12 protein-coding genes are annotated in these 14284 nt (G+C 39.9%); 1 reads left to right on the top strand and 11 read right to left on the bottom strand.

Going from position 1 to position 14284, the window contains the following annotated elements; all coding sequences use genetic code 11:
* Positions 1 to 114: 114 nt before the first annotated feature.
* From ACP8HI_RS08830 to arsC, 7 genes are all read right to left on the bottom strand, one after another.
* The gene (locus tag ACP8HI_RS08830; protein WP_438350727.1) at positions 115 to 2181 is read right to left on the bottom strand and encodes a serine hydrolase domain-containing protein; all 2067 of its coding nucleotides are present in this window, start codon (positions 2179 to 2181) and stop codon (positions 115 to 117) included.
* Positions 2182 to 2328: 147 nt separating this feature from the next.
* A complete protein-coding gene (locus tag ACP8HI_RS08825) occupies positions 2329 to 3468 on the bottom strand; it encodes a toxic anion resistance protein (protein ID WP_438350726.1) in 1140 nt (379 codons plus the stop codon).
* 22 nt (positions 3469 to 3490) lie between these two features.
* Positions 3491 to 5179, bottom strand: coding sequence for a VWA domain-containing protein (locus tag ACP8HI_RS08820; protein ID WP_438350725.1), 1689 nt, complete (start codon positions 5177 to 5179; stop codon positions 3491 to 3493).
* A gap of 12 nt (positions 5180 to 5191) precedes the next feature.
* On the bottom strand, positions 5192 to 5929 hold the full coding sequence (locus tag ACP8HI_RS08815; RefSeq protein WP_438350724.1) for a hypothetical protein: 738 nt from the start codon (positions 5927 to 5929) through the stop codon (positions 5192 to 5194).
* Positions 5930 to 6169: 240 nt separating this feature from the next.
* Entirely contained in the window at positions 6170 to 8497 is a 2328-nt protein-coding gene (gene gshAB, locus ACP8HI_RS08810) for a bifunctional glutamate--cysteine ligase GshA/glutathione synthetase GshB (protein ID WP_438350723.1), read from the bottom strand.
* A 5-nt stretch (positions 8498 to 8502) separates the two neighbouring features.
* Positions 8503 to 9861, bottom strand: coding sequence for an MATE family efflux transporter (locus ACP8HI_RS08805; protein ID WP_438350722.1), 1359 nt, complete (start codon positions 9859 to 9861; stop codon positions 8503 to 8505).
* A gap of 62 nt (positions 9862 to 9923) precedes the next feature.
* Entirely contained in the window at positions 9924 to 10346 is a 423-nt protein-coding gene (gene arsC, locus ACP8HI_RS08800) for an arsenate reductase (thioredoxin) (protein WP_438350721.1), read from the bottom strand.
* Positions 10347 to 10618: 272 nt separating this feature from the next.
* Between arsC and ACP8HI_RS08795 the strand changes: the two genes are divergently transcribed.
* Positions 10619 to 10984 carry a hypothetical protein gene (locus tag ACP8HI_RS08795; protein ID WP_438350720.1) on the top strand — a complete coding sequence of 122 codons (366 nt, stop codon included), beginning with the start codon at positions 10619 to 10621 and terminating at the stop codon, positions 10982 to 10984.
* A 45-nt stretch (positions 10985 to 11029) separates the two neighbouring features.
* Here ACP8HI_RS08795 and ACP8HI_RS08790 read toward each other — a convergent pair whose 3' ends face one another.
* The 4 genes from ACP8HI_RS08790 to ACP8HI_RS08775 all read right to left on the bottom strand — a co-directional run bounded on the left by ACP8HI_RS08790 (position 11030) and on the right by ACP8HI_RS08775 (position 14234).
* Positions 11030 to 11596 (bottom strand): NADPH-dependent FMN reductase, encoded by a 567-nt coding sequence (locus ACP8HI_RS08790; protein WP_438350719.1) that lies wholly within the window; start codon positions 11594 to 11596, stop codon positions 11030 to 11032.
* 116 nt (positions 11597 to 11712) lie between these two features.
* Complete coding sequence (locus tag ACP8HI_RS08785; RefSeq protein ID WP_438350718.1) at positions 11713 to 12768, bottom strand: LLM class flavin-dependent oxidoreductase; 1056 nt, start codon at positions 12766 to 12768, stop codon at positions 11713 to 11715.
* Between the two features lie 27 nt (positions 12769 to 12795).
* Positions 12796 to 13737, bottom strand: coding sequence for a ring-cleaving dioxygenase (locus tag ACP8HI_RS08780; protein ID WP_438350717.1), 942 nt, complete (start codon positions 13735 to 13737; stop codon positions 12796 to 12798).
* A gap of 53 nt (positions 13738 to 13790) precedes the next feature.
* A complete protein-coding gene (locus tag ACP8HI_RS08775) occupies positions 13791 to 14234 on the bottom strand; it encodes a MarR family winged helix-turn-helix transcriptional regulator (protein WP_438350716.1) in 444 nt (147 codons plus the stop codon).
* Positions 14235 to 14284 lie beyond the last annotated feature (50 nt).

Here is a 14284-nt window from a genome sequence, read left to right as displayed (position 1 = left end):
ACTTTTCTAGTATGATATTGCTCTTGAGATTAAATAAAGAAAGAACACCGGTAATATTGAGCAAGCTCAAAATAACCGTGTTCTTTCTTTAAACTAACCATTGTTAGAATGACACTACTTCTCCAGCGTAATTCCGAATGAAGAACCAGCCTTGGCAGCAAATACAATCGTTCCGTTCTCAGGGAGCACAACTTCATTAATACCGCTGATTACGGTGTAGTTCACGCATGTTCCATTTCCATCGTATACCGCATAAGCTCCTTGTTCAGGCATCGATACTATCATCTTCTTACCAGCAACTTCTTGGGATACACTATACCATCTGGCGTTACCATCCGTTTGGACAGTAACCTTAGAATGCCTCCCTTTATAGAGAGGTGTTACTTTATCCTCACTGACATACAAACTTCCAGCCGACTCAAAATATTCGATACCTTCTTTCGTATAAAAACGAAATTCAGCCGTATCCCGGCTTCCCGTACCAGGTACTTGATGTTGGCTCACTGCAGTATTCGGTCCAGTAATTTTCTTATCCCCGAGATAATCCTTTAATTCTGCGGTACGGGAAATCTTGAGGGCTGAATTAAGCATGTAAACAAGAGAACTATACTTCTCACTCACAGGGTAATATGTTTTGCCTTCTCTTTTTGCCCATACATCTTCCGTCTCTTTAGACAGGGCCTGAGTTTCCAGCTTTTCGGCTACATACTGAGATATTGCCAATTGTCCCAACCCCGGAACGGTTGCATATTCTCTGTTCCACAGGTAAGTGCGTCCATTTTCGGTTACAATACTGACCTTTGAACTTCCTTCTTGGTTAACAAATGACCCTTCCGATGTATATACATATTTCTGCTCTGGATACTCGGGGACACTCGGCACTGATAATGATAGCTCTCCATCCTTTATAGCAACTTTAATTTGTTGACCGGTAGCACCATAATAGCCCGAGTACTTTGTGATGCTGCTTGGCATGTCAGCCTTAACAGGCGTGCCGAATGATTTCTCCGGTTTAATGTCTGTGATTGTACCCTTCTCTTTCAACGCCTGAAGAAGAAGTTCGTGCGCCAGAAGCTCGTTTGTCGAACTGCTTCCGCCTGAGGATAGCACTGCAGCAGCCATGTTCTGCTCAGGAAGCACCACGAGAGAAGCATGATACAAAATTGTGTCTCCGCCCTTACTGAGACCCTTTATTTTATAATCGCTGAACGGAAATAATCTTACACTATCCCAACCAAGCCCGTAGTCAATTATATTATCCGCTTCTTTGGGCCAGATTCCCTTGTTATACTCCTTTTGCTCCATTGCTAGTACCGCGCTGTTCGAGAGAATACCTTTTTCGCGTCCCATAAATATTTGCGAAAACTGTACCATGTCCTCTGCTGTAGAATAGATTCCGCCAGTTCCAATCACGTTGACAGTTTCATTTGGAAGCTGCTTTGGATATGTTGGATAATAAAGACCAGGAAGTTTGCTTAAATCTAATTCGTCTTGCGATGTCTTCGTATGCTTCATTTCTAACGGTTCGATAATATATTTATGAATGAATGCGGTAAATTTCATACCACTGACTCTTTCTACAAGAATCTCAGCCAGTGTAAATCCATCGTTGCAATATACTGAGAATGCCCCCGGAGCAGCTTTCAAACGCTGTGTAGACAATTGCTCTAGCAGGTTATCATGCGCATACGTGTCATTATCATTGAACAGAAATGAACTACCCAGGCTCGACCCTTGAAGTCCAGAAGAATGGTTCAGTAGCATACGTGGCGTAATTTGCTTATAACGTTCATCTATCATTTCGAAATCAGCTAAGTACTCCACTAAAGGGGTATCTAGATTTATTTTCCCTTCATCTACCAATTTCATGACGGCAACTGTCGTAAACATTTTACTCGTTGATCCGATACCATACATGGTTTCTGTGGTCAAAGGGATTTTCCCTTCTATATCGTTTAATCCCTTCTGTCCTGATACTGTAATCTTGCCGTTGTCGATCAGTGCATACTGTACGCTGGTTGTACCGTATTGTTCGGTAAGCAGCGCCGCTTTCTCAGAAGCGGTAATCGCCAGTGCCTGATTTGAAGTTGCAACATTCTGGTTAGACGCTAGTGCGGCAGTCGGGACAAGCGGTGTTAGTGCAATAGCAGCACTCAGAATCCATAGCAGCCTTTTTTTCATTAAAAAACCTCCTTAGTTTTCAAACTATCATATATTACGGTTCAATAGATAAAACGGTTCAAATTTCCATATAAAATATCTCAGATACTATTTAAATAAGCCCGCGAGTTACGCGGACTTATTGATAAACTTATGTTTACTCAAATCTTACAATCCCAACTTATGACCTTTCTCCAGACGCAGAATCTGCTTCTCACCGCTATCAGCCAATTCTCGGAACTGATTGATCGTTTCACGCATTTTAGGCAGGGCTTCTTGCTTGTAAGTGCTGATAGAATCCAGAGCCGACAATACATCAGTAAATGCTTCTTTCATGGTGTCTACCGATATACTAGCTTCAAGGGATTGCTTCTGGATCTCAACGCCTTGATTCTTCAACATTCTAGACGTGCCAGCGATCAGATCATTCGTCGTTTGGTTTAAGAGTTCAATCTTTTTCAAGACAATCTTCTGATTATAGAGAGCACTTGCTACAGTTACGGAAATCTTCAACGCCGAAATCGTAACATTTTTGGCTCTGTCTACCCCGCGAATCAATTCTTTGTTGTTCCTGATGACCACTTCGATTGCCATAATCCCTTGTTGGTTGACTACCAACATCTGCTGCAAGTCCATCACCCGCTGACGCAGTGGGAACAGTACTTCTTCGGTGATGAAACGGACCTTCTCAGGATCTTCATTACGCAGTTTCGCTGCTTCAATTTGCGACTCGATGGATTCGTCCATCAATACGCCAAGTTGAATTTCCTTTTGAAGTTTTTTGGTCAATTCCCGGAGCGTCTGTTGTTCAATCTCTAGTGTCGTGTTGTCGTTCTTGAGGGTCGATTTCCCCTTGTCTAAAGAGATAACAATATCCGCAATGACAACATCGGCTTTTTGATACTTGAGAAAGTAAGCACGCAGCGGATTGAATAGCTTGCCGAGGAACCCGCTTTTAGCAAAGTCTATTGCGCTCGGATCCAAGTCCTTCAGTTGAGTATGCAGCTCTGATAGACCTTTGGCTACTTGACCACCCTCATCACCAGTTTTTGAGAGATTCCCTACTGAAACCTGAAGCAAAGTATTTTTATCTGAGGATGATTTCATTGTATTGATACCGAATGTGTCAATGGATTGCAGTATTTCTTTCCGTTTCTCAAGAGACTCGAAATCTAGTGCCATGATCGTTGCGACATTAGCTTCAGCTACCTCTTTAAGCTTTGCTATTTCCTCGGGAACGGGCTTAACCTGCTCTTCGATAGCAACTTGGATCTCTTCTTGACTTGGTATTTCCATTGTGAATGACATTTTGACCCTCCCCTGGTTTTAGTTACATTTGAACGTTAAACAAGTTACCAATCTTGTAGACAACATCATCTGTATCTGCATTAATACTTGCGGCCTCATTGATTTTCGAAATACTTTGTAAGGCCTCTATATTGGCATTATATCCGATCGTATAAATTGGAATCTTATAGGTCTCAATTAATCCCTTAATGTCCTTGAGCGAATGACCCTCATTTGTCTCGCCATCACTTAAGAGAAAGATGATAGGCTTCACATTGGGATTAAGAGCTAATTCATCTTGAAGCAATTTCAAAGCTACAATGATACCGTCAAAAGTAGCCGTACCTCCACTAGCTTGAAGGCTGTTCACGGTACCGACAAACATGGACTGTTGGTTCGTGTCGTACTTCCCAATAGGGAGATTAATGGTTACACCACTTGAATAAGATACAAGGCCGATACTGTTATCTTTTCCTAAATACTTTTGACCCTTCATTAGGGACTCTTTCAAGCGATTCAAAGGTTCACCTGCCATACTACCGGAAACATCGGTTACGAACACAGCCGTAATCGGTTTACTTCCGTCTTTCTTTTCTTTCCATAACTTCTGCGCAGATGATAGTAGACTACCATCGACTACTGCAAGTTCTGATTTGTAGTCATCGAGATTATTGAAGCCATTTTCTTTGGCCAACTTCTGATATTGTGCTTGCTCGACGAATTCAGCAAATTTATGAATGATATCTAACTTATCTTTGGGTACATCACCTAATGCATATAACGGACTGTCATGTCTTACACCAAAAGGAGTGAAAACATAACCACTTTTTAGGTCTGAGGCATTTATATAGGTTTGATACTCTAAAACAAATCCGTCAAGCATACCGGACTTTGCCGCATCACGCATTTGTATCGTTGTAGATGCAATGAAAGGCACATTGACTTGAAATTTTTCAAAACCCTGAACAGCTTTCTCCCCTAAAATATCAGTACTATCAAACGTATTAAGGGCTGTTACAAGAAAGTTTAAACCCGTGGAGCTAGCGAACGGATCCGTGTATCCCATAGAGAACTCATTATTCGATATCGCCTCGGTAATGGTTTTGACATTCACCGACCCATACGTATCTATTAAGGCATCGTATTTCGCCTTGGCAATGACTATACCAGGAACGTTTCCAACGAGACGCTCAGAAACAAGTTCAGTCTTAACACCACTCGCCTTGACCATTTCACCCCAGAATTCGTTAGAAGGTGTGAAAGCGTCAGGTACATATTTGCCGGATTTGATGTAATCTGTAGCTGTACCGGAAGCAATATTTCGTATCTTAACAGAGGCAGGTTTCCCGTTTATGGAAATATTAGCTTTATTGAACTCTGTCGCTACCCCAGTCAACCATCCATCAACACCCGTGCCTCCCTTCTCAGGAGAAGAGAAAATTTCTACATAATAATCACTCGTGTTATCTACGGTTATGGGGAACTTCGAGATATCCGGTAACGACTCCCCAACATCAGCGGGATTAAGATCAATCTGCCCCTTTACTGGCGTTTCCGTAGTTACTGAGATGTTGGAGTATAGCTTACTTAATCGCTTACCTGCATCTTCCGAAGATACTTCAGTTTTTGTTTTCCCTAAATTAGAGGTCAAATTTACCCCTACATACACAATGCCGAATACTAATATCACTAGAATACCTGATAATAGGAAAAATTTACTTTTCTTTGTCATTCTTTACACCTCTCACTGTTTATAATATTTGGTTTGCTTAATCAACATGTCTATTTCTTGCATGCAAGGCATATTTTCAATATCCCCTGGCTCAAAACTATCTAAGCGGGATATTTCTAACAGCAACTTATCTAGCTTCAGCAAGATTTCCTCGTTAGTACCTAGAGAACTTTTCATGAAAGACAGATATTCGTTATACACGTTTGTCTTTTCTTGAAGAAGCTCCTGAGAAAACTGTGTTGATTTCTGATTCATAACCCTCTCGAACTCCGACTCGTCAAATACATTGAGCCTATTCAGGATACTTCTGACATTAAGATAAAATAGCTTTTCTACCTCCTGAGTTACGGAAGCAAACTTTTTATAACTTAACTCCGTTGGTTCAAACCTCTGATTTAGAACATTTAATAAGGTATCCTTCTTCTTTGTCATTCGTTCCAACTGCTCTAAGGCAAGCACGATATCATTCGCCAGCGTTTTTACATGTCGGTAGTGTGTCAAAGCCTCCACGTAGTCCTCATGTGTTTTGATTTGTTGTACAGGTAAAGCAACGGGCTGCTTAAACAATAAGTTATAACTCCAGTAAAGCACCACTAGTGCACTTACGAACAGCAATGTTACTCCAAATGCTGTTGCGAGAGCGCTTCCTCCGATCTCTATCCCTAAAAACCCGGGTGAGAGCACTAGGATATTCAGAATCACCACACCGACAATTATTCCTAGTAGTTTTATGTATTTTGTATTAGTCAATTGTTGTACCTCCTCTACCCCCATTAGGAACACGTAGATGTTAAATATGCGACACCCATAATATCCATCATCTTTATCCCATCTACTGACACTGTGACAGGGAAATTGTACCACAAGTTACGATTTCGTGACAATAATCTATTAAGACATCACCTTCGAGAACTTGTAAAACAAATGAAAGACCCCGCAGCAAGCTACAGGGTCTTTCATTACGCTCTTATTATTGAAGAAACGAATGATTCATCCAAACAATAAATCAAGAATTTTCTCGTCCGCTTTTCGATTTTCCCCTTTATAAGGGTAGCAGTGAATGTGAATGGCTGGATTAAAATTGATTTCAATAATGCTGTAATTGGCATCCGTTGCCTCTTCACTAATATCATGAATCATCATGTCCACACCACAGATCGTTGCCCCTGCAGCTTTAGCAGATTGAATGGCCAGTGTTTTATAGCTATCAGGAATATCATCGGTAAAATCAATACTGTCACCACCTGTACTAATATTCGAATTCTCACGTAGATAGATGATCTCACCTAATTGAGGTATATCACCCCAGCTTTTCGATTGATTTCTCAAAAACATCTCTTCTGCATCACCAATCTGAATTCTTTCAAGGGGTGTCTTGTATCCCTTACCTCTGAGCGGATCTTTGTTCTTCTCATGAACTAACTGCTCAATCGTGTGAACCCCATCTCCGACTACATTGGCCGGAACGCGATGCAATATCCCCACAACTTCATCCCCCATGACAAGGAAACGATATTCTTTACCAGTAATGAACTCTTCCAGCAGGACCGTCTGATCATGTTCAAATGCCATTTCGAATGCTTTTTGATAATCATCTTTCGTAAAATGACCATTAAAGATCGTAATCCCCAACCCGAAGTTTGTTGATTTGGGTTTAATCACAATGGCATTGTCACGATATATTTCATATGCTACCATAGCTTCTTCAAGATTCCGAAATGCTTCGCCAGTTGGAACTTGAATTCCGTGTTGCTTGAGAACTCTTTTCGTAACTACTTTATTTTCCATAATTAATACAGTGCTATAAGAATCTAATGATGTTTTCGTAGCTTGCTTAACATATTCTTGGTGATCGCCTTGTGTAAGTAATACGAAATGTTCATCTCGGTCAATCAATTGAAATTTAATGCCACGTTTAACCGCTGCCTTCAGAAGTAACTGTGTGGATAGTTCAAGGTCCTCATATCCTACGAATCGGTATCCATTATTAAGACTCTCCTGTGCAAATTGTTTAGCTTTATCCAAGTGATACGTCAGATAGGATGATTGTTGAATTTCTGACTTTACAATAGAAGCAAAGCTCATATTTGTTTGAACAATCTTTTGCTTCTCTCCATTCAATATGTGTAAGAACTCCTTATCATCAGGCAGCAAGAGTTGTACCATTTCTTGCATCTCATGGATACAAGTTAATGCCATCTCCTCCATCGTCATACAACTATCTTCATGATCGTGTAAATATCCCTTTATACCTTCCATGATAAGTTGATCATGATTCAAGTCTGCCCTCTTTTGATCTTCTACACCGAAGGGTTCATCATTCTTCAACAGCATGTAAACAATAAACAAATGAATAAATTGCATTGTTTCTTTACTGATCCCAATTTTATGAAGTGGATTCAAATCCAGGAAACGAAGCTCCAAATAAGCGATTCCATCTTGCATTAGTTCCTGTAATGGATCTTCACCTTTTGCTGTTTTCACTCTAACGGGGCTGTAGAATTCTTTTACACTTAATAATTCCTCGGATCGAATCAACTCATTCAGATCACGAACATAGTCATTCATCGAATGATAGGACACATATAAAGGTTGTTCATTGCGATAACCGCATTCGCTATTACGAAGTGAATTCATGTTCGGGAAATAATAGCTTTTCTCGTCATCGGATTTCCCTCGGGCAACGCATTTCTCAATATATGTCTTATCGAAGACAGGACTTGCTCCGGTTAAATAGATGAGCAACCATCGATACCTCAATAAATTACGGGTTATTTTTAAATAAGTGGCATCTTTGAAATCTTTGAAGTCTTCATGGTGAGCTATTAGTTGATGTAGCTTTCGTAGAAATCTATCATTGAAGGAGAAGTTATAATGAATACCACTCAATAATTGTCTTTTGCGACCATACTTATCTGCTAATTGATTTCTATAGTTGTCTTCTATCGGATCGTTCATCTTTGCAATTGGAATATCTTTATCATTGGGTAAAACAGGCGGATTGCTACTCGGCCATAAATATTCCTCGTTCAATTCTATCGAAACAATATCTTGCAGTGCTTCCATGAAACGATATGTCTCATCAATCGAGTTGAAAGTTGGAGTAATCATTTCGATTTGACTCTCTGAGAAATCCGTTTGAATATATGGATTTTCCATTTTATTCCCAAAAGATTTCGGATGCGGTGTCACCGCAAGTTTCCCATCTCGATCGACCCTAATATTTTCTTTTTCCAGACCAAATTGACCTCGTAGAAGATCTATATTTAACTTTTTATCGACCAGAAGCTGTATGAGTTCACGATTTAACAAAGCCATTATAACTACCACCCTTTATTTAAATGTTTCACTTGTGGACCAATCATTCTGCGCAACGATCCCCTAAACCAGAAGACCAGAATGACTCCCTTGAAGACACTACTCAGAGCAATCGCCAGCCACACACCGTTTAGGCCAAATGGTTCGGATAATATCAAGGCCAATGGTATCCTGAGCGCGGTAAATGTAATACTGAATATCGGTGGGATATGTGTTTTACCCATTCCATTAAAAGCACCGACGGTCATCAGTTCCATGCACATGAACATTTGTGAAAAACCGAGGATACGCATGTAATCAGTACCTAACTCTACAATGGCCACATCAGACAGAAACAGTGAAAAGAGTTGCTGTGGGAATGTGATGAATACAAGTGATATGATAATACCAAAAATTGAGGTTAACACCAGAGCATGATGATAGCCCTGTTTAATGCGATCTAATCGGTGCGCTCCATAATTTTGGCCAAAGAAAGCAGCGATCGCTCCTTGGAGCCCCCCGATTGTCATGTAAGAAATAGATTCAATTTGAATCCCAACTTTCTGAACTGCAATAGCATCAGCTCCAAAGCGTATGATAATCTTGGCAATGATGATCGATATGATCGTAAATGTGACACGCTGGATTGTAATCGGAAGCCCCATGCGGATAACTTCTTTCATTTGACGACTATCCCATCGGGACGATCTAGAGATCAATTCTGAATTTCTTGTCTTTATTATAAATAAACTTGTCACTAATATATTGGCGGCTAATGTTGCAATGGCTGCCCCTGCAACTCCCCAACCTTCAAATCTGCCCACACCAAAGATTAAGAATGGATCGAGGACGATATTAAAAATAAGACCAATCGAGAAGATTTGAAACGGCTGCTTACTATTACCCATTGCGTTCAAAATGGTAACAAAAAACGTATTTGTAATAGAAAATATCGCTCCAATAATTGAAATCATTAAAAATTGTTTCGCCATCAGCTCAACTTCTTCACTCCCAAGATCAAAGAACGCAATGAGTTGATTCTTGGTCAACATGACAAAACCCATATAGAGAAGTCCCAATAAGATAGACATCATAAATCCGTTCTTAATATACGTTCTAGCCTTATCTTTCTGACCGGATCCCATACAATGTGAAACTTTGATCCCAGTACCGATCGTTATCATCGTGGATAAAGCAATAGCTAAATTAATGAAGAAGCTTGCCGTGCCAATCGCTGCTACAGGACCACTTCCTAGCCTTCCAACCCATAGCATATCGACAAGCCCATATGTAGTTGATATGAAATTTGTTGCAATAATTGGAAGCGTTAATTTCATTAATGTAGGCATAATTGGACCTTGGGTCAAATCATTTGTGCCCTTCATATTTAGTAACACCCTCTTGATCTAATTTAAAAACCGACCACTAAGGTCGGCTCACAACATTTTTATATGCCTTCACTTAAGAACTTTTCAATTCTTGACTTGATAGAGTCCCTTACAGCTCGGAATTGAACGATAATTTCTTCTTCTGTTCCCGTTGCTTTTGCTGGATCATCAAATCCCCAATGCCATTTCACAACATTTGGATTCATAACCACTGGACAATGCTCATCTGCATGCCCACAAAGCGTAATCACATAGTCAGCACGATTCAGAATCTCAGGATCGATTACATCGGATGTATGTTTTGTAATATCAATACCTACTTCATTCATCACTTGAATCGCTCTTGGATTTAATCCATGGGCTTCTAACCCAGCACTCTTCACTTCATATTTATCTCCACCGAGCATTTTCATAAATCCATCAGCAATCTGACTTCGACAAGAGTTTCCTGTGCAAAGAAAATAAATGAATGGTTTATTCATCTGTTATCTCTCCCTTCTATTTTCTAAAATTATTATATAACCATCCACTTATATAATCAAGTGATTATATGTTTGACGTCATCCACTCTGAACAAATTGACACTATAACTACTAATATTCCAGATTCAAATGTTATGTGAAAATACTACTTTTTACTGTAACCATTGTACATGTTAAAGTGTTATATATAATGAATGGTTACATTATATACCGTAACGCGGTTGAAATCCGAGAGTAAAGGCAACGCTACTTCGATATTGGGAGGAGAGATTATGATTAGAATTTTTAACCCTTTTTTGTTAATACTAATTTTTGTGTTTATCATCGGATGTAATAACAAAGAACAAACTACAAGCACTTCGAATTCCTGGGCCTTTAATTTTATTAAGTGGAATAACATCTTCTACAAAGAAACTGACAAGTGGATTGAAAAAGTTGATATTAAAATAGGTAGTGTAGAAACGCTAGTTACTGATGTAGTTGGTAAACATGATGGAACATACTCAAACAAATTTAAGGTGGGTACAGAAATTTATTCCATTGTAGGGATAGATACGGATCAAGCTATCGCAGTCGAAATATCCGAAGGTATTTTTTTTATGTTAATTGAATCGTCTTTGAATAAGGAGGAGATATAAGGATTTTTCTATTTAAATCTCCTCCATCCAATATCCAATCTTCATTTAGAAATCATATTCCGCATCTTTCGCTTGACGAATGTTTGAATATGCATCAACTAGTTGCACGGTGTCTTCTACTAAACGCTCCATACGGAAAAGAACATCGTCGTTGATTATTTCTTTTCTGAGGAAATCTTTCTCTTCGATAAATACATATGTTGGCACGATATGCGCCTTCATATAGGATAGAATTGGTTTCAACTGCTGCTCCGCCATTAAATAATGCTTCGCTGTTCCAGCTGTAACAACCATACTCACCACTCTATCTAGGAAAGCATTGACGGGTAATAAATCGAAAATATTTTTTAACGTCGCTGGAATAGAGGCTTGGAATGTGGGTGTACCGATAATAATGGCATCTGCCTCCATGATCGCCTCCGTTACCACCTTGGTGTCCCCTTCGTATTCCCAATAGTTTCGTCCATCACTAAACACCATTTCATACTCTGCTAGGTCTAGTAACGTAACTTCTGCATCCGGATATTTTTCACGTGCCATTTTGAGTGTATAATCCATCGCTGTTCTTGTTTTGGACCCTACTTTTGAGCCTGCAATTCCTACAATCTTCACCCTAATCACCCCTTATTTCTTAAAATATAAGAAAGTATAAGTTTCACTTAATACTCTTTTCCTTATATTTCCGCTGAAACGGGTGCCGTCCTTGAAAAAAGACGCCGAAGCCGTTTCTACTTGGCTGTATGTTTCTTAATCGCAGGCATAATTTCCGTTGCAATCAGCTCAATATTTTTCGCAATCTTATCGAATGGTACGCCACCGAAATCAATTTGCGCCATAAAGCGCTGTTGACCAAATAATTCGTATTGGTAGAGCATCTTTTCGATAATTTGTTGCGGACTACCAATCATTAACGCATCTCGATAATCTGTCGATTGTGCGAATTGTTGCTTAGGATAGCCACTGCCACGTAATGCCTGCATACCAGAATTAGCATGTGGATAGTATTCACGAAGTGCATCCTGTGAAGTGGCCGCTGTATAAAATAAACTCGTGGTTGCAATGGGTAGCGTTGCTGGGTCAAAACCACTACTCTTTGCTGCTTCACGATACGCATCCGCCGAGACCTTAAAGTTAATAGCAGGACCGCCAAGCGTTGTCAGCATCATCGGTATACCTGCATATCCAGCCTTAATTGCACTAGCAGGCGGACCACCTACTGCACGCCAAATGGGCATATGACCATTTTGAGGTTGCGGAAGTATCGATGCATTTTTTAGCGGTGCACGGAATTGTCCTTCCCAAGTTACCTTATCCTCGTTATTTAACTTCATCAGAAGCTCCAATTTCTCTTCAAACAATTCCTCATAATCATGTACATCATAACCAAGTAAGCTATATGCCCCTATCCGTGAACCTCTCCCAGCGACAATTTCAGCTCGCCCTTGTGAGATCAAATCTATTGTTGCGAAATCTTCATACACACGAACAGGATCGGATGTACTTAACACCGTTGCCGAGCTAGCAATTTTAATGTTTTTGGTAGCCTGCGCGATCGCTCCTAGAATGACCGTATGCGCCTGTGTTGTAAAATGTGTCTGATGACTTTCACCAACAGCAAATACATCAAGTCCTGCCTCATCTGCTAACTTACTTGCCTCAATTAATTCGCGAATACGTTGTTCAGGGCTAATCATCGAGCCTGTATGTGGGTTCGGCAAATGATCTCCTATCGAATATAAACCAAATTCAAGCCCTTTATTTATATCAATACGATATTTTTCCATGTGAATTGCTCCTCTTAAGTCAAATTATCAATCAAGTGGTACGAGCTTTGCTTCTATTGCTGCACGTTGCCCTTCTAGAAATGGTGGCAAATCTAATTCCTTACCAAGCGCTTCGATCGTTGAATCTACGGTGAATCCAGGACCATCTGTTGCAATTTCAAATAAAACACCGTTTGATTCACGGAAATATAAGCTTTGGAAGTAAAAACGATCCACGATCCCTGATGAGTGAAAGCCACGTTCTTTAACAACTTGATCCCAATAGCGTAACTCCTCTTCGTTCTTAACACGGATTGCTAAATGATGAATGCTTCCTCTGCCGGGCTTCTCACTAGGTCCTTCCTCCTGTTTGACGACAATCTCACCTAATGACTGTCCAGCAACAGACTGATAAATCCCTTCATTATCGGAGCGGGATGCCTCTACATAACCAAACATGCCCATTAATGTTTTGGCCAGACGATCTAAGTGACGCACCGTTATTTCGACTGTACCCATTCCCAGAATACGATGCTGTTGCTCGACAATGGACTCTTCCCACATGGACCAATTGTCAGGAACCTTTTCGTCGTTATTATTTAATAGAATCATTCGTAATCCTTCGGCATCTTCAAAATGTAGAGCATCTCGGCCAGCATAACTTGTAATTTCACCATGCTTTACATCTAAAACTTCAAAACGATTTTTCCAAAATACCAGACTTTCAAATGATGGAACAAGCAAGCCAATTTGTGTGATGGCATTGGTACCACGAACCGTTCTTCCTACCATGGGCATTTCAAAAAACGAAAGCTCAGTTCCCGCACTACCCGTTAAATCCCCATAAAATAAATGATACATACTAGGATCATCTTGGTTGACTGTCTTTTTCACTCTACGTAGTCCTAATATATTAAGATAAAATTCATTGTTCATTTTAGCGTTTTTTGTAATCATAGAAATATGATGATGTCCAGTAATGGTATACATAGTAGTTCCTCCTCGTTTTAACTTGATTAGTCAAATGATATAGTAAAAAAAAATTACTCAGGCGGCAATTCTTTCTTTTGGCTATGTTTGTGTACCCGTGTCATTAATGTGTATAGTATCTTTTGTTCTTCTTCATTTAATGCATCATCAAAAAATGATGTTTGAAATGCCAATTGTTCCGGCATGGCTTGGTCCAAAATAGCTTCTGCTTTCTCTGTGAGACTGATCGTTTTCGTTTTCCAATCTTGCTTACGTACAATATAGCGTTCTTTTTCAAGACGTACGAGCATACGCGAAATACCACCTTGTGTAACCGTCACTTTCTCCGCTAACTCCATTTGCGTGAGTGGCTGATAAATGCGAATTTGCATAAGTACATCAAACTGGGCTGTCGTTAAATCAAATCGTTTCAGAAAGTCATTCGACATCTGGTTACTTTGGTTCGTAAAACGCATTAAACGTAACCAGATTAATGAGCCTATCGTATTATTACGCATGTCGTTTTCCTCCCCATCGCTAACCTTAATATCACTTTACTACGCAATTG

The organism is Paenibacillus sp. FA6 (genome assembly GCF_051550225.1).
In the GTDB taxonomy this organism is placed as follows: Bacteria; Bacillota; Bacilli; order Paenibacillales; family Paenibacillaceae; genus Paenibacillus_AQ.
This window is presented reverse-complemented; position numbering and strand designations above follow the sequence as displayed.